The organism is Nostoc sp. NZL (assembly GCF_015714705.1).
GTDB classification, from domain to species: domain Bacteria; phylum Cyanobacteriota; class Cyanobacteriia; order Cyanobacteriales; family Nostocaceae; genus Nostoc; species Nostoc foliaceum_A.
In genome coordinates, this window is the sequence record NZ_WBKL01000196.1 from 32,288 (window position 1) to 55,368 (window position 23,081).

The following is a 23,081-nucleotide window of genomic DNA, read 5'->3' on the forward strand; positions in this document are numbered from 1 at the left end:
TCCTTACGGGGTGCAGGTGGTATGTTTACACATCCAATCCCCCGGATTTACAGGGGGTAGGGTCTGAGTATAATTTTTACTTATTTTCCTAACTTTTAGTAGTTAACATCTGTACAGAAACGATAATATGATATCGGTTCTATACTTATGAACCCCCTAAAATTTAGATGTTTACAGTTCCTTGCCTTTGACAATACACTGTTTTAAGGTCAGATTGGTCGTATTGGCAATCACATTGCTTAACTAGGTGATGAGTTAGGATCACTGTTTTATTTGATGTACCTCATTTTAACGCATTTCCTAAATTGACGACACACCAAATTAAAGACTGGAGATTAGGGGTCAGGGAAAGGGACTAAATTCTTCCCCCTCTAGTACCCAATTTCCAATAATAGTTTTTTTAGGAAATTATAACATTGGCAATTTGGATGCTATATTAGTAAGTCTAGTAGTGTGTGTACATATTAATAGTATTTTTGGAATTGACTGTGGCGAATACAAAGTCTGCTCTCAAGCGTGCCCAAATCGCAGAACGTAACCGACTGCGTAACAAAGCTTACAAATCAGCAGTCAAGACGCTGATGAAGAAATACTTTAATGCTGTAGCTGTCTATGCAGCTAATCCTACCCCAGAATTAAATCAAGAAGTACAGGCTCGGTTATCCGAGGCTTACGGCAAAATCGATAAAGCGATCAAACGGGGTGTCCTTCACCCCAACAATGGGGCAAGGAAAAAGTCGAGATTGGCTCATAAACTAAAACCCATAGCTCAAGCAGTTGCTGAATAGTTATTGGTGAGTCAGTCCTGTGTTCTGATTCAAGGAACCACTGCGTTACGAACTTTTCTAAAGTTATAGCTAGTGGGGTGAAATACCAAGGGGAATGGTAAGTCAGTGCAGTCTTGAGGGTTTCCACACCACTTGCTCTATGGTTCTTAACCCGTCCGTCGCAGTGGTTCCCCATGAGCCACTGACATTGTTTTGGCTGTGCCAAATTAAAATAATTGGCGGGCGTGGTTTACCTCTTGAGCCGCTTGGTGATCACAAAGCGGCAACCACAGTAGAAAAATTCACCCGCAGGGTCATTTGTCCTTAGTCGTCATAAGGGCTAATAATTTATGACTAATGGCAAAGGGCAAAGAATGCAACTGATAGACACGCACGTACATCTCAACTTTGATAGTTTCCAGCCGGATTTAGCAACAGTGCGATCGCGGTGGCAACAAGCAGGAGTAGTACGTTTAGTACATTCCTGTGTTCACCCAGAAGAGTTTTCCAGAATTCAATCCATAGCACACGAGTTTCCCGAAATCAGCTTTGCCGTAGGATTACATCCTTTAGATACTGATAAATGGAATAGCGAGACAGCTGATAAAATCAAAACTTTGGCGAGTTCTGACTCGAATGTGGTAGCCATCGGGGAAATGGGGCTGGATTTTTACAAAGCTGATAACTATGAGCATCAGCTTATGGTGTTTGAGTCGCAGTTGGCGATCGCATCTGAACTCAACCTACCAGTGATTATTCACTGCCGCGATGCTGCTGCCCAAACTAGAAAAGTGTTGCAAAAATGGCGGGAACTTAAAGGAGAAAGAGTGCGGGGTGTTATGCATTGCTGGGGGGGAACGCCAGAAGAAACTCAATGGTTTCTCGATTTAGGCTTCTACATCAGCTTTAGCGGGACGGTAACGTTCAAAAACGCCAAAGGAATCCAATCCTCAGCTGCGATGGTGAGTAGTGATCGCCTACTGATTGAAACAGACTGCCCATTTCTCGCCCCAGTTCCTAAACGAGGCGAGAGGCGCAACGAACCTGCCTACGTGCTTTATGTAGCCGAGCAAGTAGCTAAACTGCGTCAAGAAACGGTAGAGGCGATCGCCGATCAAACCACCCAGAATGCCTGTAAATTATTTGGTCTGTCAATATAAAGTGTCTTTGATCTCTTTTATTCAATTGTGCTAAAAAAATAAAACTCTAGGGGGACAAAAATATGCTAATATTATTCCCTCAAAAACATTTTGCTTGCGCCATAATGATAAAGGAAGGAACCTAAAATTTCTGAGCCTATTTTTCTGTGCTGTTATCGGCTTGGCCATCCTCAAAATCTCTACAAGCGGATGCTCTCCACACATGACTAACCGTGCCAACCCAGGTTGAGCTAGACTTTTGCACAACACCGGCTTGGTGTTTATTGAACCTATTCAAAATCGTTAAACGAAATTGCCTTGTGAGTACAATCCAGCAAAATGAAGTGATTCTGATTCAAAGCCGACAAGGTGCGGATCATTCCCTCAGTCTTAGGATATCTAGGATATCACTGAGAGTATAAATAGCGGGGTGGATTTAAGACACACCGTCTAGAGCTGCGTCAGCAAATTAACGCGCTTTTTGGAGGGGAAATGAAGAAAGTAGATAAAACTCAGGAATATCTCAACTGTATATTCTTCTTAAATCAAGACTATAGTGGGTTTTTGGCGTCTGAGTCCCCGATCGCGGGTGATTACCCCCTTGTCCAAATTGCTCATTCCAGCTTTAATCGCTGCGTTTGCCCACACCTGTAAATAGCAAGTGTGTAAGAAGAAGTTCCCAAACAGCTAAGGACACTGGCTAGCAGTGGGAAGCATCAAACAGCAGTGTCCAAGGGAAAATTTTACCAGGTTGACAAAGGAAGAGGCATGACTAAAGAAACATACATGGAACCCGCCTTTCTGTTGCCCGACTTGATTGAAATCCAGCGATCAAGCTTTCGCTGGTTTTTGGAAGAAGGGCTGATAGAAGAACTTAACTCCTTTAGTCCTATTACAGATTATACGGGCAAATTAGAACTGCATTTTTTGGGTCATAACTACAAACTCAAGGAGCCAAAGTACAGCGTCGAAGAAGCCAAACGGCGGGATAGCACTTATGCCGTTCAAATGTATGTTCCCACACGGTTGATTAATAAGGAAACCGGGGAAATCAAAGAGCAAGAAGTATTCATTGGAGATTTGCCTTTGATGACCGATCGCGGCACGTTTATTATTAACGGAGCCGAGCGGGTAATTGTCAACCAAATAGTGCGATCGCCAGGAGTCTACTACAAATCAGAAATCGACAAAAACGGGCGACGTACTTATTCAGCTAGCTTAATTCCCAACCGGGGAGCATGGCTGAAATTTGAAACAGACCGTAACGATTTAGTGTGGGTACGCATCGATAAAACCCGCAAACTCTCAGCGCAAGTACTACTAAAGGCTTTGGGTTTATCAGATAACGAAATCTTTGATGCCTTACGCCACCCCGAATATTTCCAGAAAACCATCGAAAAAGAAGGGCAGTTCTCTGAAGAAGAAGCCCTGATGGAGTTATATCGGAAACTTCGTCCTGGTGAACCACCCACAGTATTAGGTGGACAACAACTTCTAGATTCTCGTTTCTTTGACCCGAAACGCTATGACCTTGGTCGCGTCGGACGCTACAAGCTCAACAAGAAATTGCGCCTATCTGTCCCTGACACAATGCGCGTGTTGACTGCTGGCGATATCTTGGCAGCCGTAGATTACCTGATCAACCTAGAATATGATATTGGTAATATCGATGACATTGACCACTTAGGCAACCGTCGGGTGAGAAGCGTCGGTGAATTGCTGCAAAACCAAGTGCGGGTGGGCTTAAACCGTTTAGAGAGAATTATTCGGGAACGGATGACCGTATCCGATGCTGAAGTGCTAACCCCCGCTTCCTTGGTGAACCCCAAACCATTGGTAGCAGCAATTAAAGAATTCTTTGGTTCCAGCCAATTAAGTCAGTTCATGGATCAAACTAATCCCTTAGCAGAACTGACCCACAAACGCCGTCTGAGTGCCCTTGGTCCTGGTGGTTTAACCCGCGAACGCGCTGGTTTTGCCGTGCGGGATATTCATCCTAGTCACTATGGACGCATTTGCCCCATTGAGACACCAGAAGGTCCCAACGCCGGATTGATTGGCTCCTTGGCAACCCATGCGCGGGTTAACCTGTATGGGTTTTTAGAAACACCATTTAGACCTGTGGAAAATGGGCGAGTCAGATTTGATCTGCCTCCAGCCTATATGACAGCCGATGAAGAAGATGATCTGCGGGTTGCTCCTGGAGATATTCCTGTAGATGAAACCGGGCACATTATTGGACCACAAGTGCCAGTCCGCTATCGTCAAGAATTTTCCACCACAACACCAGAACAGGTGGACTACGTAGCAGTATCTCCAGTACAGATTGTGTCGGTAGCGACCAGCATGATTCCCTTCTTGGAGCATGATGATGCTAACCGAGCGCTGATGGGATCGAACATGCAACGTCAAGCAGTACCCCTGCTCAAACCAGAGCGCCCTCTGGTGGGTACAGGTTTGGAAGCGCAAGGAGCAAGAGACTCCGGGATGGTAATTGTATCGCGTACTGATGGCGATGTCACTTATGTGGATGCCACAGAAATTCGTGTCCGTCCTAAACCTAATACCTCAGAAATTAAATACACCCTTTCCAAGTACCAACGTTCCAACCAAGACACTTGTTTAAATCAGAAACCTCTCGTCCGCATTGGGGAACGGGTTGTTGCTGGTCAGGTATTGGCTGATGGCTCCTCCACCGAAGGCGGTGAATTGGCACTGGGGCAAAATATCGTAGTTGCCTATATGCCTTGGGAAGGCTACAACTACGAAGACGCAATTTTAATCTCCGAAAGACTGGTGCAGGATGATGTCTACACCTCAATTCACATTGAAAAATATGAAATTGAAGCTAGACAGACAAAACTGGGGCCAGAAGAAATTACCAGAGAAATTCCCAACGTCGGGGAAGATGCCTTGCGTCAGTTGGATGAACAGGGAATCATTCGCATTGGGGCATGGGTAGAAGCTGGAGATATCTTGGTAGGAAAAGTCACCCCCAAAGGTGAATCTGACCAACCGCCAGAAGAAAAACTCTTACGTGCCATCTTTGGTGAGAAAGCACGGGATGTGCGAGACAATTCTCTGCGAGTACCAAACGGTGAAAAAGGTCGCGTAGTTGATGTGCGCTTGTTTACTCGTGAACAAGGCGATGAACTGCCACCAGGAGCCAATATGGTAGTCCGGGTGTATGTTGCTCAAAAACGCAAAATCCAAGTTGGCGACAAAATGGCAGGACGCCACGGTAATAAAGGGATTATTTCTCGAATCTTACCAGCGGAAGATATGCCTTATTTGCCTGATGGTTCACCAGTGGACATTGTACTTAACCCCTTGGGTGTACCCAGTCGGATGAACGTCGGACAAGTATTTGAATGCCTCTTGGGTTGGGCTGGTCAAACCTTGGGAGTGCGATTTAAGATTACTCCTTTTGATGAAATGTACGGTGAAGAGTCATCTCGCCGAATCGTGCATGGCAAATTGCAAGAAGCACGAGACGAAACAGGGAAAGACTGGGTATATAACCCAGATAACCCAGGCAAAATTATGGTGTATGACGGTCGTACAGGCGAACCCTTTGACCGAGCAATTACCATCGGTGTGGCTTACATGCTGAAGCTGGTGCATTTGGTCGATGATAAGATTCACGCACGTTCCACAGGCCCATACTCACTGGTGACTCAGCAACCCTTGGGTGGTAAAGCACAACAAGGTGGTCAGCGGTTTGGAGAAATGGAAGTCTGGGCATTGGAAGCCTTTGGTGCCGCTTACACCTTACAGGAATTGCTCACAGTTAAATCTGACGATATGCAAGGACGCAATGAAGCGTTAAATGCGATCGTTAAAGGTAAGGCAATTCCTCGGCCTGGAACCCCAGAGTCCTTTAAGGTGCTAATGCGCGAGTTGCAATCATTGGGCTTAGACATTGCCGTACACAAGGTAGAAACCCAAGCAGACGGTAGTTCCCTAGATGTGGAAGTCGATTTGATGGCAGACCAATCAGCCCGTCGCACACCTCCTCGGCCAACATACGAATCTCTTTCCCGCGAATCGCTGGAAGAAGACGAGTAAATAATTCGTAATTGATAATTCGTAATTCGTAATTAATTCTTCAATTACGAATTACGAATTAGAAATTGTTAATTACGAATTAAAAATTGTTAATTACGAATTACGAATTACGAATTAGAAATTAGAAAGATGAGACCTGCCCAAACTAATCAGTTTGACTACGTAAAAATCGGCTTGGCTTCCCCTGAACGGATTCGGCAGTGGGGCGAGAGAACATTGCCCAATGGCCAAGTAGTCGGTGAAGTTACCAAGCCAGAAACGATTAACTACCGAACTCTCAAGCCAGAGATGGATGGCTTGTTTTGTGAACGCATCTTTGGCCCTGCAAAAGATTGGGAATGTCATTGTGGCAAGTATAAAAGAGTTCGTCATAGAGGTATTGTCTGTGAACGCTGTGGGGTAGAAGTCACTGAGTCACGGGTGCGTCGTCACCGCATGGGCTATATTAAACTCGCCGCACCAGTAGCTCACGTTTGGTATCTCAAGGGTATTCCTAGCTATATTTCCATCCTGTTAGATATGCCCTTGCGGGATGTCGAGCAGATTGTCTATTTCAACTCTTATGTTGTCCTGAGTCCTGGTAATGCCGAAACTTTAACTTACAAACAGCTACTGAGTGAAGACCAGTGGTTGGAAATAGAAGACCAAATTTATAGCGAAGATTCTGTGCTTCAAGGCGTAGAGGTAGGTATTGGGGCTGAAGCGCTGTTGCGTTTGCTTGCCGATATCAATTTGGAACAAGAAGCCGAAAGCCTACGCGAAGAAATTGGCAACGCCAAAGGACAAAAGAGAGCCAAGCTAATTAAGCGACTGCGGGTAATTGACAACTTCATCGCTACTGGTTCCAAACCAGAGTGGATGGTAATGGCAGTTATTCCGGTGATTCCCCCCGACTTGCGCCCAATGGTGCAACTAGATGGCGGACGGTTTGCCACCAGCGATTTAAATGATTTGTATCGGCGGGTAATTAACCGCAACAATCGTTTGGCACGCTTGCAAGAAATTTTGGCACCAGAAATTATTGTGCGGAACGAAAAGCGGATGCTGCAAGAAGCAGTGGATGCTTTGATTGACAATGGTCGTCGGGGACGCACTGTGGTAGGGGCAAATAACCGACCTCTAAAATCTTTGTCCGACATTATTGAGGGTAAGCAAGGGCGTTTCCGACAAAACTTGTTAGGTAAACGGGTTGACTACTCTGGACGTTCTGTAATTGTGGTCGGGCCAAAGCTGAAAATTCACCAGTGCGGTTTGCCTAGAGAAATGGCGATTGAGCTATTTCAACCATTTGTGATTAACCGCCTCATTCGTAGCGGCATGGTAAATAACATTAAAGCCGCGAAAAAGCTGATATCCCGCAATGATCCCAGTGTTTGGGATGTGCTGGAAGAGGTGATTGAAGGACACCCTGTAATGCTAAACCGGGCACCAACGTTGCACCGTTTGGGTATTCAGTCTTTTGAACCGATTTTAGTAGAAGGTAGAGCGATTCAACTGCATCCTCTGGTGTGTCCAGCATTTAACGCCGACTTTGACGGCGACCAAATGGCGGTACACGTCCCACTGTCGTTAGAAAGTCAGGCTGAGGCCCGGTTGTTGATGTTGGCTTCTAACAATATTTTGTCACCAGCCACGGGTAAACCCATCATCACGCCCAGCCAAGATATGGTATTGGGAGCCTATTACTTAACAGCAGAAAATCCCGGTGCGACAAAAGGTGCAGGAAAGTACTTTTCTTCGCTAGAGGATGTAATTATGGCTTTCCAGCAAGAGCAAATTGACTTGCACGCCTATATCTATGTGCGGTTTGACGGTGAAATAGAATCAGACCAACCGGACACAGAACCCTTGAAAGTGACGGAAAACGAGGATGGTACCCGCACATTACTCTATAAGTTCCGCCGAGTCAGACAAGACGCTAAAGGCAATGTAATTTCCCAGTATATATACACTACTCCTGGTCGCGTTATTTACAATAATGCGATTCAGGAAGCACTTGCGAGTTAATTTGTAATTTCTAATTCGTAATTCGTAATTAATTCTTCAATTACGAATTACGAACTACGAATTACGAATTATTAATTATTGATGACTCAGGACTAATGACTAATGACTAACGAAAAAATGATTTTTCGCAATCGGGTGGTTGATAAGGGTCAACTGAGAAATTTAATTTCTTGGGCCTTTACGCATTATGGTACGGCGCGAACCGCAGTGATGGCGGACAAACTGAAAGATTTGGGATTTCGCTACGCTACCAAAGCAGGGGTTTCCATCAGTGTAGATGACTTGATGGTGCCGCCAACTAAGCGATTGCTCTTAGAAGCAGCCGAAGAAGAAATTCGCGCCACCGAAACCCGTTACCAACGGGGAGAAATCACTGAAGTAGAACGCTTCCAAAAGGTAATTGATACCTGGAATGGTACCAGTGAAGCTTTGAAAGATGAAGTAGTCGTTCACTTCAAGAAGACTAATCCCTTGAACTCTGTGTACATGATGGCATTCTCCGGGGCACGGGGTAACATCTCTCAAGTCCGGCAATTGGTGGGGATGCGGGGACTGATGGCAGATCCTCAAGGGGAAATTATCGATTTGCCTATCAAAACCAACTTCCGTGAAGGACTGACTGTGACGGAATACATTATTTCGTCTTACGGTGCCAGAAAAGGATTGGTGGATACTGCCTTGCGGACGGCTGACTCTGGTTATCTCACCCGCCGTTTGGTGGACGTATCCCAGGATGTGATTATTCGGGAATTTGACTGTGGTACTACCAGAGGAATTCCAATTCGACCGATGACAGAAGGTGCCAAAACCTTGATCCCTCTTGGAACCCGCTTGATGGGACGGGTAATTGGCGAAGATGTGGTGCATCCGGTGACAAAAGAAGTAATTGCACCACGTAATACCCCAGTTTCTGAGGACTTGGCGAAGAAAATCGAAAAATCTGGGGTGGCAGAAGTTATGCTGCGATCGCCCCTAACTTGTGAAGCCGCACGTTCTGTCTGTCAACACTGCTACGGCTGGAGTTTAGCCCACGCCAAGATGGTGGACTTGGGCGAAGCTGTGGGGATTATTGCCGCCCAAAGTATCGGCGAACCTGGTACCCAGCTAACCATGCGGACATTCCACACAGGTGGGGTGTTTACTGGGGAAGTGGCGCAACAAGTTCGTTCTAAAATCGATGGAACTGTTAAGCTTCCCCGCAAACTGAAGACCAGAACATATCGTACCCGCCACGGGGAAGATGCCCTCTATGTTGAGGCTAATGGCATCATGCTTTTGGAGCCAACAAAAGTAGGTGATGTTACCCCAGAGAACCAAGAGGTTCATCTTACCCAAGGTTCAACACTATATGTATTTGATGGAAATAAGGTAAAACAAGGTCAGTTGTTGGCAGAAGTTGCCCTTGGTGGACGCACAACTCGGACTAATACAGAAAAAGCAGTTAAAGATGTAGCCTCTGACTTAGCAGGGGAAGTGCAATTTGCCGAAGTAGTCCCAGAACAAAAAACTGACCGTCAAGGTAATACCACAACCACAGCCGCACGCGGTGGCTTGATTTGGATTTTGTCTGGGGAAGTTTATAACTTGCCACCTGGTGCAGAATTGGTGGTCAAAAATGGTGATGCGATCGCCTCTAATGGAGTTTTAGCAGAAACCAAGTTAAGCAGTTTGCACGGCGGTGTCGTGCGCTTGCCAGAAGCTACCCCAGGTAAGAGTACCAGGGAAATTGAGATTATCACCGCTTCTGTGGTTTTAGACCAGGCAACGGTGACAGTCCAAAGTTCCCAAGGTCGCAATAACTACTTAGTCTCCACTGGCAATAGCCAAGTATTTAACCTCCGGGCTACACCAGGCACAAAAGTGCAAAATGGTCAAGTAGTAGCTGAGTTAATTGATGACCGCTATCGCACAACCACTGGTGGTTTCCTGAAATTCGCGGGTGTAGAAGTCCAGAAAAAAGGCAAAGCCAAGCTGGGTTATGAAGTCGTGCAGGGTGGTACCCTTTTGTGGATTCCCGAAGAAAGCCACGAAGTTAATAAAGATATCTCCTTGCTGTTGGTAGAAGACGGTCAGTTTGTGGAAGCTGGCACCGAGGTAGTAAAAGATATCTTCTGCCAAAACAGCGGTGTGGTAGAAGTCACCCAGAAAAACGACATCCTGCGGGAAGTGGTGGTGAAGCCAGGGGAACTGCTGATGGTGGACGATCCAGAATCAGTTATCGGGCGAGATAACACCTTCATCCAACCAGGTGAGGAATTTCAAGGCAACGTCGCCACAGAATTGCGCTATATCCAGTATGTAGAGACACCAGAAGGCCCCGCCCTGTTGAGTCGTCCAGTAGTTGAGTTTGCCGTACCGGATAATCCAGATGTGCCATCAACTACATCGGTGAGTCAACAAACTGGGCGATCGATTCAGTTGCGGGCAGTGCAGCGACTACCTTACAAAGATTCGGAACGCGTCAAATCTGTTGAAGGCGTGGAACTGCTGCGAACCCAGCTAGTGCTAGAAATTGAGCAAGAAGGCGAACAAGACCACAATGCTTCGCCTTTAGCAGCAGATATTGAATTGGTACAGGATACTGAAGATCCAGAAGTTCAGCGCTTGCAGCTAGTGATTTTGGAGTCCTTGGTAATTCGTCGAGACATTACTGCTGATGCCACCCAAGGTAGCACCCAGACAACACTTGAGGTACAAGATGGGCTTTCCATCGCCCCTGGATCTGTGGTAGCACGTACCCAAATCTTGTGTAAAGAAGGCGGGATAGTGCGGGGCGTCCGAAAAGGAACCGAAAATGTGCGTCGCTGCTTGGTCTTGCGCGATGCTGACAGGCTTACCATTAATACTAGTACTCAGCCAAAGGTGAAAGTGGGTGACTTGCTAGTAGAAGGTACAGAAGTTGCTCCTGGAGTTTTTGCCCCAGAATCAGGGCAAGTAGAAGATATCAAAAGTGCAGCTGCTGCATCTGCTGGGGAATCCGCTCTGAGTAATAAAAACTACGTTATTACTACCCGCATTGGTCGCCCTTATCGAGTCAGCCCTGGTGCTGTGTTGCAGATAGAAGATGGCGATTTGGTACAACGGGGTGATAACTTGGTGTTGTTGGTGTTTGAACGCGCCAAAACCGGAGATATTATTCAAGGTTTGCCCCGGATTGAGGAACTGCTTGAAGCTCGTAAACCTAAAGAAGCGTGCATTTTATGTCGCCGGGCGGGTGAAGTTAAGGTAGTTTACGCTGAAAGTGGTGATGAAGCGATCGCTATCAAGGTCGTAGAATCAAATGGCGTGGTCACTGATTATCCTCTAGGCCCAGGACAAAATTTGATTGTGCCAGATGGAGCGACTGTGTTAGCGGGACAACCATTAACCGATGGCCCATCCAACCCCCACGAAATTTTGGAAATCTTCTTTAGCCTGGGTTCCGAAGATGGAATCTATGCTTGTGCTAGCCATGCTTTGCAGAAAGTACAGTCATTCTTGGTGAATGAAGTGCAAATGGTGTATCAATCTCAAGGGATTGATATTTCCGATAAGCACATTGAAGTCATTGTTCGCCAGATGACCAACAAAGTCAGGATTGATGATGGTGGTGACACCACCATGCTTCCTGGTGAATTGGTAGAACTGCGCCAAGTTGAGCAGGTGAACGAAGCTATGGCAATTACAGGCGGTGCGCGGGCACAGTATACTCCAGTATTGTTGGGTATCACCAAAGCATCGTTGAACACCGACAGCTTTATTTCCGCCGCATCCTTCCAAGAGACAACACGGGTACTTACCGAAGCAGCGATCGAAGGCAAATCCGACTGGCTGCGCGGCTTAAAGGAAAACGTGATTATCGGGCGATTGATTCCGGCTGGTACTGGGTACAATACTTATGATGAACCTGGTGCGATCGATGATTATGCTGCTGAAATTACCAGTAGTGTCTTGGATGAAGTTGATGATCCCCTGGATATGGTCTTAGATGATCGTACAGCTCGCACCTATAATTTAGATTCTCCTACTCTTGGGGAATCTGGTTTTGGTAGCAGACGTGCAGAAAGGTCAGTTCTAGATGACGAAGATGAATTAATCGCCGATGAAGTAGCAGACGACGACGATTACGAGGAAGAAGAGGAAGACGAAGAAGATGATTTCGACGACGAGTAGAGACTTGAAATTTTCCGTCTCTATTAAAAGGTAAAAACTAAAAAGGCAAAAGAAAATCTTCTTTTGCCTTTTTATTTTGCTCTCTAAAAACACATTTTTAAATCCTCAAGATTCTGGTTCTGGCTTTCGAGCTAGTAGTCAGTCAATTACGGCGATTCAAAAGTAACATCCTCATAGAAATCTGCAACAGGACACCGAAAATCTACACTAGCCAGATGAATGATATCTTCTTGTCCATATGGATAAAGTACCCATCGTTTCTCTGGGTTACGACGAAAACACTCAACATTTAACCGAGTTTGACTGACAAGTACATATTCCTGAAGCGACTCCATCTGTCGGTAGTCAGCAAATTTATCACCTCGGTCAAAGGCTTCTGTTGTCGGAGATAGCACTTCTACAATTAAGCAGGGGTAACGTAGAAAGTTGTTAAAAGCTCTATCTCGTTGGTCACAACTGACTATAATATCGGGGTAGTAATAGATGTTAATCGACTCAATATGTGCTTTGGTGTCTGAGATATAAGTCTGACATCCACTACCGCGCAAATGATTTCTCAGCATTGAAGCAATATTAAGAGAAATAATGACATGAGCATTACTTGCCCCTGCCATTGCATAAATCTGTCCCTGTCTATATTCATGCTTGATAGGACTAGTTTCTTCTCCTTTTAGATAGTCTTCTGGAGATATATAGCTAGAATTTGGAGTTGCAACCATCTGTAATAACCTTGTGTGATGCCTTGTATGTAGTTTAAGAGAAGCTTTACGGCTAAATCCGCTAAGTACACGTCACCATAAATCTAGCAATAGCTAGATGCTGCAATTCTCTCAAGAGCTATAATCTACATCTGTTGCACCGAGAGATTAACTTGTGGATGTCATATTAGAACGATCGCACCAATTAAAACAAGCCTTAGTTGATTTTGTTCTTGATGCTGAAGGTGAACTGGCACAAGCACTGGAGACTTATGCAGCCGCACAGTTGCGTCGTGGAAGTGGGGATAGTACACAGCAGGACTTAATCATCGATAGCTTTCTGACAGCCGGGAAAGTTGGTGATAAGTCACCATTAGAGTTGTTTATCGAAAGCCATCAAGATTTAGACCAGAGCGATCGCAACCTGATCAACAGTTGGCATCATAGTTTTATTGGCTTATTTGCCATTACCAACATCTTACCTGATGGCTTTGAATTGACGAACTGGTTGACAGATAAACGCTACATCGTCAAGCCAAACAATACTCAAACATTACAGGCAATATCTCGATTGAAAGTAGGAGAAATTTTGCTAACTCGCATTTCTCCCGTTACCGATAGCTACTGGATGTTATCTGGCCCCTACACAATAATGGGTAAATTAGGTAAACCAAAACTTGCTGTAGCAATTGGTAATTTCAAAGAAAACTATAAAAGTAATCTTTACAGCGATGCTCCAGACTTGCTAGAAGAAGCTTGGCAGTCAGTAGAAAAATATCATCAGCAGTTTGTGGACTTTTTTGGTACTGATGAAATCACACTATCTGGATACCATTTGAATAAAAAAATAGCGGAATTTCAAGAAGTAATTACTGAAAAAACTTTTGCAGCCGCAGGAATTGATACTTCTAAATCTCTTGCTGAAGTGGCAGAAGCAGCTGGCATTGGCGACGAGGAAATAAAAGCCGCAGCAGAAGAGTTTGGTGCAGATTCCAACGTAGTCTCTGAAATGTTTAACAGCAAAGGCGGCAATAGCAAAATGGTGATGCCAAAGGTTGATTTGCCTGCTGAACTCAAGAAAGCAGAACAGGTAACGGCTCTTTCTCATCCCCGTTGGGGACAAATGTTTTTACCAACATATAGTAAGGTACAAGCAATCTTATCGGCAGAGGACTGGCAAAGTGTTCAAGGATCTGAAAAACTAGTTCGCTACTACCTTGAAGATAAAAGTATTAATGCCTTTATTTGGCATCGATTGGCGCAACAATATCCAACTCAATTAGAAAATGTGTTGCAAACATTTTTGCAACGTCCAGAGTTTAGGCTTGAAAGTGACTTGGATACACTTTTGCAAGAATTCAACAAACCTATTGAGCCAGAGTTACCAGACATTGCCAGTGTACCCATACATCTACACAACTTATTTCAAGAAGCTTTAGGAGAAGTTAACAAATCCAAGCCCAAGAGCAAGGGGCAAAAAAAGCCAGCAAAGGGTTTTCAATAAAGTTAACAAATATATCCATCATCTGACTCTACCCACTTAGGGTTATATAGTTTCCAAGGTAGAGTCGTTTGTAGGAGCGTACAGCCAGCTGTATGCTCCAAGTATTTCTTGGATAAAATCAGTGTCAAAAACGAGATGAATGCCGAATATTTATATCTAAAGATCGGTAGATAGAAGATGAACAATCTCACCTACAATTTTCTCTGGACTCTCAAGCTTGACTAGAAATCGATTAAAGCCAGCATTCAAAGCCTTATGACTTGAGACTTCTCGTGTATAAGAAGTGATAGCGATCGCAGGCAACTGTCTTAGGGATGGACAAGAATGCACTCGAATTTGCTCAATTAACCAATTGCCATCATGATCGGGCAGCTTTACATTGCACAGCAGAATATCAGGATGAAGCGATTCTACCAAGGCAAGGGCTGCTTCTGCATCGGTTAAAGCCATCACCTCTGCACCTGCTGCTTCCAAAATGAAGATGAGTAAATCTGCAATATCTGGCTCATCCTCTACTAGTAAGATCAGGGTTCCAATAAGGTTCTGGAGCGAATTTAACTCAGTTTCTTGGTTGATTTTTTGATCGGTTGCCATGCCGTCCCTTTATTGCCTGCTATAGTCTGCTATTTCTATTGCAACCCATAGAGCGGAATAAGTATTCATCCTAAATACACAAACTCGGGGTGAAAAGCACTTCTATATAGTTAAATTTCTTAATATTTTGTCTATTTGGTGATGGTGTTTTTGTAGTACTTACGAACTTGACTAATATTTTTTGGTAATAGGTAATTGGAGAAAAGCTATTACCCATTACCCATGACTCATTATCGAGGTTCAGCTTGAGTTGACACTGTTAATACTTGCGGTGGTGTAGCATCCGGCGGATAGAGAAAGTCTACTTCTACCAAAGAGCGATCGCCTGCTTTCATATTTAATAAAACTAACGGTTCCCCTGGTTGACCTCTCTTTTGTACTAAATGCACAAATTGAGTTTGTGGCTGATTTTGCTCATTTTTGTAACGTACCCGTACTGTACCTCGAAAGAATACTTGACGGGCTGGTGTACTAAAAAAGCGTAACCCTGGTTTGACTAACTGCTCCTCCTTGAGTGGTGTTTGTATCGATACACTAACAGTTTGAGGACTTTGAGTATTGTTGTATAGCGGCAACTTGAGATTATATTGAATTCCATAGTTGCCATGAGCGCGATATGCGGTGTCAGGATAGCGCACCAGCATAGGCGCACTTTGAATTTGACCCGTTCCTAAAGTACCGCCATGCAGGGTACTCAGAGCGTAGGAAAGTACTTGACCTGGCTGGGGAATAGTCAGATACCTAGCTTTAGGATTATCTACTAATAAGGCTCTCCATCGTGAGCCACCAGCCACTCCAGCAACACGCCCATAAATTCTTGGCTTGTCAGTTTCCTCTAAGGGAGTGGGGGTTTTATCGCGTGGCCCAGACACATCACTATTATTGAGTAAATTTTGCCACTCTTCCAAAGTAGGCGATCGCTCACTGCCATCAGGATTCACACGCGCAAACATGGCTAGGCTGGCTGCATAGACAGTGCCATTACTTTGCAGTCGCATGAACGTAGACCGACCATTTAAGGGTGGTGTCAATCCCTGCACAGGAATTGGCAAATTTAGTAACATCCGACTTTGCCTTGGTGGAATCTCGATTTGGGCAGGGAAAATCTCTTGTCGCTGTCCTCTAAGCACATCAGACATAACGCGATCACCTGGCCCGGCAAAAACTTTACCTAAAAGATTTTGGCTAAAGGATGGTAATTGAATAAATGGTGCATCCGGTTGACTCAAATAACTCGCCGCCTGCCAAATATTCACCTTCACTGGTTCCGAAGCAGGGTTATGCAAAATTATTCCTAAATAAAGAGAACGCAAATTCTCTGGTGGTTCAGCCTTAGCAACGTGATGGGCAAAAATATCAAATCGTCCCCGAAAGGGAAAATTCAGATGCGCCGTTGGCACTTTTTTGTCATCTGGTGGAAAAGTGGAGAGTAAAATTCCTTCTTTCAACACCAATTCCGGACTATTACTGTTAAAAGTTGGCACTGTATCCAACTGGCCTGGTAAAGGACGTACTTCTTGTAGTTGCACGACTTCTTCAGGTGGTGGCGTGGCAGGAGTTGATTGGGCAATTGGGAAAATTAGTAACAATGGCAACATATACTTAGATATTTCTTTCACCATACAGACATTAACAACTTGATGAAAGTGCCAATTTGTTAATAAATAATATGAAATCTGCAAGAATCCCCATCAAATTTTATTGATTGAGAACCGGAACGTAGACAAATATACAACGTACCGTGAGTTTGTTTTGACTTAAGTACTCTCTGCGAGACACTAGGCGAACACAGACAAATTTACCGCAGTCGTGGCTAATCTCAATTGCCCCTGCTCCCGACACTAAATTTTTCTAAATAAACTGCTCTCTGCAAAACAATTTCTCTACAGCTAAGTAGAGCAGCGTAAATAATTAAAGGTTTGTAGTGAGAACTAAAGTCCTCAAATAAGGGCTGTTCGCGTTGGCGTAGCCTCTCGTAGAGAAGCGTTCCCGTCGGGTAGCCCTGACTACAAAATAATCTCAAAATTTTTACATTACTTAATCTAATTTGATTTATTCTCGCCTAATTACTTAGCAACTGCTTCCACACTTAATTGTGTACGTCTTGCAGCCATACCACAACAGACGATGTAATCAGGTTTAATTGCATTGCATTGCATTGATTTTTTCATTACCTGAGTACTGGCAAGTTGCACATCTACGGTTAACTGGCGTAAAAAACTTAAGTCATCTGGTATCAGATCAAGTTTGGTAACTTCAAATAATAAATCATCAGAAGAATTCGACTGTTGATATTTTCGCCAATTGTCAAAAGAAATTAATAGAATTCTTTTCTTCATAACAAATATTATTTAGAATAGAAAAACCCTCCATAATAAATTTACAAGGAGCAGGTAAATGCCAGTAATTGCGGTCGTAGACTACGAGATGGGAAATTTGCATTCAGTCTGCAAAGGCTTGGAAAAAGCTGGGGCAACTCCTAATGTTACTTATTCACCAAAGGAATTAGAGCAGGCAGATGCAATAGTACTGCCGGGAGTGGGAGCATTTGATCCAGCAGTGCAACACCTGCGAGCGCGTGGTTTGGAACAACCTATCAAAGAAGCGATCGCATCTGGTAAACCTTTCTTAGGAATTTGTCTAGGATTGCAAATTCTCTTTGAATCAAGTGCAGAAGGCACCCAACCAGGATTAGGAATTATTAAAGGAAAAGTGCGGCGGTTTCGTCCAGAACCTGACATCACTATTCCTCACATGGGTTGGAATCAACTGGAAATGACTCAGACAAAAAGTATTTTGTGGGAGCATTTACCGTCCGATCCTTGGGTATATTTTGTCCATTCTTACTATGTTGATCCAATAGATCCGCAAATTCGTGCAGCAACCATCACTCACGGTACTCAAACCGTCACAGCTGCGATCGCCCATGAAAACCTGATGGCAGTGCAATTTCACCCCGAAAAATCCTCTAATATTGGATTGCAAATCCTGTCTAATTTTGTTGCTCAAGTCCGCGAAAAAATTCCTGCCTAATACTTTTTTTGTGATTTTTCTTTTGTTGTTTGTCCTTTTTCATTTGTTAATAAATGAAAATGGCTAATGACCAATGAATAACAACCAATCCATCATGAGCCTGAGGATTTACGGCAATCGCCAGCTAAAAACTTTACCAGGAAAAGAAACTAGGCCCACCAGTGCGCGGGTCAGGCAGGCAGTGTTTAATATTTGGCAGGGAGAAATTGCAGGTTGTTACTGGCTAGATTTGTGCGCCGGTACTGGTTCAATGGGCGCAGAGGCTTTGTGTAGAGGAGCCAGCCTAGTAGTGGGAATTGAACAATCGAGCCGAGCCTGTGCCACCATCCAACAAAATTGGCAACAGGTAGCTAATGCCGAGCAAGAACTTCGGGTATTGCGGGGAGATATTGTCCAACAGTTAAAGAACTTATCAGGCAAGCAATTCAATAAAATTTACTTTGATCCACCTTATGCCAGTGGATTGTACCAGCCAGTATTAGAAGCGATCGCTCACTATCAACTTTTAGATCCTAGCGGTGAAATCGCAGTTGAACACGCCTCACAAGGTTGGACACCGCCAGAGATTCCCAATTGGGAAATTTGCCGCGAGAAAATTTACGGCAACACATCACTTACTTTCTACAGAATTGTGAAATGAGAAAAGATCAGGGGGAGACAAAGGAGCAGGAGGAGAAAATTTTCCCTTGTCCCCCTCATCTCCCCACTCAAAACTCAACACTCAAAACTCAGCACTCCTTACCCTCCCAATTGATTGGGGCGCTTGTATTGCTTATAGGCAGCATAAAACAGTCCGGCAAGGGTTACGAAAACTAAACCAAGGACAATACCTGATAGCAGGGGTTCAACCACTGTAAATCTCCTCTTTGTATTTATTAAATATTCGTTGCCTGTTTTTGATTTTACCAAATTTGGTATGAATCCTGCGCCCTACAGCCTTTTTGGAGGGCAACTGCCCACAAGAAAATAGTCTTCTGTGCTTGCAGACACAATCAAGAACTTTTAAGCTATGTGTAGGAAATAAAAACTTTTTAGCACACCTAGACTTTCACAGCAAACCTTTTGGATAACCAGATTACCAAACCTGAAATTTTGATTCAGCGGATCGTTTTATTGACGCTGGCTATACTGCTAGCAGTCCCTTTGGGCTTTTTTGGTGTTCAGTTGGTTCAAGCCTCCGATCCATACGTCAAGAGTGTTCTATCCTTAACAGGAAACTCAGTTCAAGGACACGCCATCTTTCAAATTAACTGTGCTGGTTGTCATGGCTTGGAAGCAGATGGGCGAGTAGGACCCAGTTTGCAAGCTGTCTCAAAGCACAAGTCTCGATATGGACTGATTCACCAAGTGATCAGTGGCGAAACGCCGCCAATGCCCAAATTTCAACCTAGCGCCCAAGAAATGGCAGATCTTTTGAATTATTTAGAGTCGTTATAGACCTTAGATTTTTGGTTGCGGGATACATAAATCTCTCATAGAAAAAAGCAGCATATCCTATGTTGCCTTTTTCCATCTCTAAGAACTTTTAACAGACGACGGGAATTTTTATAGATGTGCAAAGCAAGCGCGGTCTGTCAGCAGCAGTCCATATGCGGGGTGCACCTTCAGAATGAAACAAAGCTGAGTTAGAGCCAGCATTGCTGTTTAACTAAAAACTCCTTTGTTAGAAGAGGGTTATCTCAAAGCACCCTAGCTCAGTCTGATAACTTCATCTTCTAAGTTGCAGTGGCGACAAGTGTGATTAGTTCTTTGTCCTTGTCTTTACATCTGAATCGGATTTACGTATTATCTTTGATAAGAACTCATATAAACTGTATATTTTAAAGTATGTTAGTAAGTCACTATTTAATTATTGCGAAAGTGAGGCACGCTAATCTTAATCGGTAGGATTAAGACAAAAGCTCCCAATGAATGGGCTATGGTTTAGCTTCTTTGACAGACCAGATATTCTTAAGATGCCCGAAAGCTAATGACTGAAGCCATCCAAATCGGTAATCGTACAATCACAGCTAGTGAACTGATTTCCTTACTGACAAGTTACCAAATGCTGCCACAGTTGCAGCGCGAATTTATCATCGATGAGGCGATAGAGCAAAACTCACGCTCCGCGAAAGTAGCTATAGAGTGTACACCAGAGGAAGTAGCCCAAGCTAAACAGCAGTTTTACGCTGAAAAACAGTTCAAAAATGAAGAAGACATCCAGGCTTGGATGGCACATCAAGGGCTGAATCCCGAACAACTAGAAGTTATTACCACTCGTAAGCTTAAAATTGAAAAATTCAAGCAAGCCACTTGGGGTAATAAACTGGAATCCTACTTTTTTCAGTCAAAGGCAAAACTTGATAAAGTAATTTATTCTCTGCTGCGAACCCAGGATGTGGGAATTGCCCAAGAACTTTACTTCCGGATTCAGGCAAAAGAAAACTCTTTTGCTGACTTAGCGCGGGAATACTCACTTGGGCCAGAAGCCCAAACTGGTGGCTTGGTAGGTCCAATCGAACTGAATGCACTACATCCAGTAATGGTGCAAATGCTTTCTAGCAGTCAACCAGGCCAAATATTGCCTCCTACCCGCATCGCTGAATGGTTTGTGATTTTGCGGCTGGAAAAATTTATCCCCGCACAACTGGATGAATTTATGAAAGCGCGGCTGCTGAATGAACTCTTTGAAACCTGGCTACAAGAACAGCAAAAGCAAATCATGTCTAGACCACAAGGCGAGGGGAGCATAGGAAGACAGGGAGAGAGCGATAAAACTTTAACCTAACCCTCTTCTGCCACTTTCCGGAGTCAGCAAGTAATAACTAAGTGAAATTATCCAGAAGCGTAATATGGTTTAAACCCACATTCCGCCCCCTAACTGTCACAAGTACATTAGTACTTAACAAATTTGTAGTAAATCAAATTCATAGCCTAACTCACTTGGATCTTTATCTACTGTTTCTAATAATTTATCTATATAAACTTGGTTAGCTTTTCTATATTCTCTTTTTATTCTTCCGTCTTCTAAACTTTCTATCGTATTTGGATCTCCATGCACGCACCAATATGCTATTGTTCGACGATAGCAACCAATTACTAACGCTATCTCTTCTTGCGTCCTCCCATCATTCATCAATAATAGTATCAAAGCTCGCTCTCTCATTTCAAAGTGATCGCTTTGTTTTAACAACTGTTGTAGATGTTATTTTTGTTCTAAGCTGAGAAAGCCAATAGCCAGCATAACAACCTATACCCGAAGTTATATTCATCTTTATCATATGCAAATTGTAGGTCAATACCTTAGACAAAATAAGAGGATGAGGAGAGAGGGCCGATGTAGTAGAGTTATTGTCTCTCACAACGACAACTCAAAAACCACAATCAGCCCATGTCCGATATCTTATCACTGCTACAATGCTTGCTACCGCAGATAAACGCTACGACGATGCGGCAATTGAACCAGATAATCCTGGCAATGCTAGCAATGAGCGGGCGAGTCACGATGCCCTTGAATATCACGTTGGACAGGCAGTGGTGGTAGTTATCGAACAATGTTGAGATTCTTTCATACGGTAATACCTTAGGCGACATTGTTTTGGCTATTTTTTCGCAAGCATTTATTCCGTGCAAATGAGGTATATTTGTTGGCAAGAGATGAAGTTGTAATAAGTAAAGCAGGTAAACAAACTTATGGTTTAGATAGATTCTTTTCCAGCCTAGTAAGTAAGCCGATATCAGGACTATCTTTCTTTACTTTATCATTAGTAAGTGTTAAGCGAAGGCAGTCATTCCCGATTCAAATAGAACAGGTGATCAAGAGCAATATAGAAAAAGTTGCTCCATCACCAACCCTAGAAATAAACCCTAAAGAAAAACGGAAACGTGGACGACCAGAAGGGAGCAAGAACAAGAATAAAGCAGATGTAATTTTAACGTCTGAATTACTACGAATTCAGAAAATGATTAATTCGCTATTCAAATTATTAGCTGGATTTGTTCCACTTACGTACTTAGTATTAGACGGTCATTTTGGTAACAGCAATGCTTTGCAGATGGCACGTCTTGTTAACTTGCACATAATTTCTAAACTTCGCTACGATTCGGCATTATATGTACCTTATCAAAAACCGAACTCCAAAAAACGCTCCCGTCGTAAATACGGAGAGAAGATTGACTATTGTAATATATCCGATGAGTATTTATGTAAAAGTAGCATTGAGATTGAAGAGGATATTAAAACTGATATTTATCAATGCACTCTCCTTCACAAAGAATTTGCCCAAGCACTGAATGCCGTTATTCTGGTCAAAACTAATCTAAAAACTAATGCTCGTAGCCATGTAATTTTATTTTCTAGTGACCTGGATCTGTCATACGAAAAAATAATTGACTACTACAAACTGCGCTTTCAAATCGAATTTAATTTTCGTGATGCCAAGCAATTTTTTGGGCTGGAAGATTTTATGAACTTAAGCCAAACCGCTGTAACTAATGCTGCTAACCTAGCATTCTTTATGGTCAATTTATCCCATCATCTTCTCGCTGATTTTCGTCAGCACAATCTCGGTTCCGGCATTATTAATCTTAAGGCTTATTACCGCGGCTTTCGATATGTTCGTGAAATATTAAAAATGCTTCCTGAAATGCCTGAGCCTATTTTATTAACCCAGATTTTCACCAAGCTTACTTATGCAAGGACGTATTCATCCCTGTTTCCACAGGCGTTGAACCCTCTTAAATTGGCTAAGGTATTATATTGTAGGTACAACAGCTTAGCTCAAAGTATTGAGGGGATAGAACAAAAGCCTCCTCAAGAAATCATGAGGAGGCTTTGATATAAAAATGAATCCTGGCATCGAGCTATTTTTGCGTAGGGCTACCCCTAAACTATCGTGGCCGCAGCAGCGTTTCACCTCTGAGTTCGGGAAGGGTTCAGTGTGGTTCCACCGCGCAATAGACACCAGGAAATATTGTTGGGTCAGAGACCCTGAAGACTGCACAGTAACGCGAAACCAAATGATTTATGAGGTCAAGCCCTCGGTCTGTTAGCACGGCTCGGCTACATACATTGCTGCACTTCCACCTACCGCCTAAGAACGGGTGTTCTTCCCGTGACCTTACCCACTTACGTGGTGAG

General features: G+C 43.7%; 17 protein-coding genes, 2 rRNA genes and 1 pseudogene. 12 read left to right on the top strand and 8 right to left on the bottom strand.

Translation table 11 applies throughout. The features are described 5' to 3' along the window. Positions 1-488 precede the first annotated feature (488 nt). The 6 genes from rpsT (at position 489) to F8R90_RS29120 (ending at position 12,133) form a co-directional block, all read left to right on the top strand. A complete protein-coding gene (gene rpsT, locus F8R90_RS29095; RefSeq protein ID WP_190897110.1) occupies positions 489-788 on the top strand; it encodes a 30S ribosomal protein S20 in 300 nt (99 codons plus the stop codon). 139 nt (positions 789-927) lie between these two features. Next, positions 928-1,095 carry a hypothetical protein gene (locus F8R90_RS29100; RefSeq protein ID WP_196513531.1) on the top strand — a complete coding sequence of 56 codons (168 nt, stop codon included), beginning with the start codon at positions 928-930 and terminating at the stop codon, positions 1,093-1,095. 46 nt (positions 1,096-1,141) lie between these two features. Continuing rightward, the gene (locus F8R90_RS29105) at positions 1,142-1,927 is read left to right on the top strand and encodes a TatD family hydrolase (protein WP_196513545.1); all 786 of its coding nucleotides are present in this window, start codon (positions 1,142-1,144) and stop codon (positions 1,925-1,927) included. 747 nt (positions 1,928-2,674) lie between these two features. Beyond that, positions 2,675-5,974 carry a DNA-directed RNA polymerase subunit beta gene (gene rpoB / locus F8R90_RS29110; RefSeq protein ID WP_196513532.1) on the top strand — a complete coding sequence of 1,100 codons (3,300 nt, stop codon included), beginning with the start codon at positions 2,675-2,677 and terminating at the stop codon, positions 5,972-5,974. 129 nt (positions 5,975-6,103) lie between these two features. Continuing rightward, entirely contained in the window at positions 6,104-7,981 is a 1,878-nt protein-coding gene (locus F8R90_RS29115; protein WP_196513533.1) for a DNA-directed RNA polymerase subunit gamma, read from the top strand. 102 nt (positions 7,982-8,083) lie between these two features. Next, positions 8,084-12,133: a DNA-directed RNA polymerase subunit beta'' gene (locus tag F8R90_RS29120; protein WP_196513534.1), complete on the top strand. Its 4,050-nt coding sequence runs from the start codon at positions 8,084-8,086 to the stop codon at positions 12,131-12,133. A 146-nt stretch (positions 12,134-12,279) separates the two neighbouring features. Here the strand turns inward: F8R90_RS29120 and F8R90_RS29125 are convergent, their stop codons facing one another. Further along, the gene (locus F8R90_RS29125) at positions 12,280-12,852 is read right to left on the bottom strand and encodes a Uma2 family endonuclease (protein ID WP_196513535.1); all 573 of its coding nucleotides are present in this window, start codon (positions 12,850-12,852) and stop codon (positions 12,280-12,282) included. A gap of 154 nt (positions 12,853-13,006) precedes the next feature. On the opposite strand from F8R90_RS29125, the gene F8R90_RS29130 reads away from it, so the two are divergent. Further along, complete coding sequence (locus F8R90_RS29130; RefSeq protein WP_196513536.1) at positions 13,007-14,335, top strand: hypothetical protein; 1,329 nt, start codon at positions 13,007-13,009, stop codon at positions 14,333-14,335. A gap of 156 nt (positions 14,336-14,491) precedes the next feature. Here F8R90_RS29130 and F8R90_RS29135 read toward each other — a convergent pair whose 3' ends face one another. The 3 genes from F8R90_RS29135 to F8R90_RS29145 form a co-directional block, all read right to left on the bottom strand. Further along, a complete protein-coding gene (locus F8R90_RS29135) occupies positions 14,492-14,929 on the bottom strand; it encodes a response regulator (protein WP_196513537.1) in 438 nt (145 codons plus the stop codon). 230 nt (positions 14,930-15,159) lie between these two features. Continuing rightward, positions 15,160-16,527, bottom strand: a complete 1,368-nt coding sequence (locus F8R90_RS29140; protein WP_196513546.1) for a DUF3370 domain-containing protein — start codon at positions 16,525-16,527, stop codon at positions 15,160-15,162. Between the two features lie 468 nt (positions 16,528-16,995). Then, a complete protein-coding gene (locus F8R90_RS29145) occupies positions 16,996-17,268 on the bottom strand; it encodes a hypothetical protein (protein WP_196513538.1) in 273 nt (90 codons plus the stop codon). A 58-nt stretch (positions 17,269-17,326) separates the two neighbouring features. Between F8R90_RS29145 and hisH the strand changes: the two genes are divergently transcribed. Then, entirely contained in the window at positions 17,327-17,962 is a 636-nt protein-coding gene (gene hisH / locus F8R90_RS29150) for an imidazole glycerol phosphate synthase subunit HisH (RefSeq protein ID WP_196513539.1), read from the top strand. A 94-nt stretch (positions 17,963-18,056) separates the two neighbouring features. Beyond that, positions 18,057-18,602 (top strand): 16S rRNA (guanine(966)-N(2))-methyltransferase RsmD, encoded by a 546-nt coding sequence (gene rsmD, locus F8R90_RS29155; protein ID WP_196513547.1) that lies wholly within the window; start codon positions 18,057-18,059, stop codon positions 18,600-18,602. A 98-nt stretch (positions 18,603-18,700) separates the two neighbouring features. Here the strand turns inward: rsmD and petG are convergent, their stop codons facing one another. Further along, on the bottom strand, positions 18,701-18,814 hold the full coding sequence (gene petG / locus F8R90_RS29160; protein WP_063721252.1) for a cytochrome b6-f complex subunit V: 114 nt from the start codon (positions 18,812-18,814) through the stop codon (positions 18,701-18,703). Positions 18,815-19,024: 210 nt separating this feature from the next. Between petG and F8R90_RS29165 the strand changes: the two genes are divergently transcribed. Both F8R90_RS29165 and F8R90_RS29170 read left to right on the top strand, forming a co-directional pair. Next, positions 19,025-19,399 (top strand): c-type cytochrome, encoded by a 375-nt coding sequence (locus tag F8R90_RS29165; RefSeq protein WP_196513540.1) that lies wholly within the window; start codon positions 19,025-19,027, stop codon positions 19,397-19,399. Between the two features lie 532 nt (positions 19,400-19,931). Beyond that, positions 19,932-20,729, top strand: a complete 798-nt coding sequence (locus F8R90_RS29170) for a peptidylprolyl isomerase (RefSeq protein ID WP_196513541.1) — start codon at positions 19,932-19,934, stop codon at positions 20,727-20,729. A 114-nt stretch (positions 20,730-20,843) separates the two neighbouring features. Here F8R90_RS29170 and F8R90_RS29175 read toward each other — a convergent pair whose 3' ends face one another. Next, complete coding sequence (locus F8R90_RS29175; RefSeq protein WP_196513542.1) at positions 20,844-21,134, bottom strand: helix-turn-helix domain-containing protein; 291 nt, start codon at positions 21,132-21,134, stop codon at positions 20,844-20,846. Positions 21,135-21,332: 198 nt separating this feature from the next. Here F8R90_RS29175 and F8R90_RS29180 point away from each other — a divergent pair. Further along, positions 21,333-22,677, top strand: a pseudogene (locus tag F8R90_RS29180) (transposase); the annotation flags it as partial. A gap of 114 nt (positions 22,678-22,791) precedes the next feature. Here the strand turns inward: F8R90_RS29180 and rrf are convergent. Then, a 5S ribosomal RNA gene (gene rrf / locus F8R90_RS29185) occupies positions 22,792-22,909 on the bottom strand. Positions 22,910-22,969: 60 nt separating this feature from the next. Then, a 23S ribosomal RNA gene (locus F8R90_RS29190) occupies positions 22,970-23,081 on the bottom strand; the annotation flags it as partial.